1 pseudogene is annotated in these 755 nt (G+C 44.6%); it reads left to right on the top strand.

What is annotated here, in order from left to right:
• Positions 1 to 457 precede the first annotated feature (457 nt).
• Positions 458 to 586 (top strand): annotated as a pseudogene (locus tag J1785_RS00570) (IS30 family transposase); the annotation flags it as partial.
• Positions 587 to 755: the final 169 nt, after the last annotated feature.

Raw genomic sequence — 755 nt, 5'->3', positions numbered from 1 at the left:
GAAAATTTAGCTACAACCAGGATCAGATCAACACATTCGTGACTCTGTAGCGGTATCTTGTGGCAAAACAAAACCTCAAAATCACTAACTGGAACGCCTACAACAAGGCTTTCGTCAATCGGGGAACACTGATTCTGATTGGATGAGCGGGCCATCTAGGACTGTTACGACGGTCCCAAAAAGCCTTCGTGGGTTGTTCTCAACGTTATTCTGAGACCGTTCTGATGCTCAAGCGGGTCTTTCGCCTCACGTTGCGCACCGCGTCTGGCAGAAAAAGTACCTGGCTGTGGACGCCGATATTCACGAGGTTATCTGCATCGAAATGTTATTCAGGATTGATGCGAGCCGCTCATGGCTGACGTCGGCACCTAACCTCTGCTGTAATTCTTAACGCTTAAGCTTAAGGTGACGATTCTCTGCTTCACTAACTGCTAGCTCCGAATTGGGTATGAGGCCCGACTTATCAGTTCACAGCCAGCAAAGATTAAATAGTGTTGCCAGACAACTTAACGAGAGACCAAGAAAAACGTTAAGCTATGAGTCACCAGCAGAACTATTTAGCAACTGTGTTGCATCCATCGATTGAACTCAAAGCCATAAGCGGAATTAACATTCTGATAAATTAAGTAATTGGGCCGGTCAAAAACTAGGTCGAAGAGGCCAAGGAACTGTGGTACCTATGATATTAACCCTTATGTCTTTATTTAATGCAACGCTGATACCATGAGATATTTCAAAATTGGATAACCATCTTG

It is taken from the genome of Rahnella perminowiae (genome assembly GCF_019049755.1).
In the GTDB taxonomy this organism is placed as follows: Bacteria; Pseudomonadota; Gammaproteobacteria; order Enterobacterales; family Enterobacteriaceae; genus Rahnella; species Rahnella perminowiae.
This window is presented reverse-complemented; position numbering and strand designations above follow the sequence as displayed.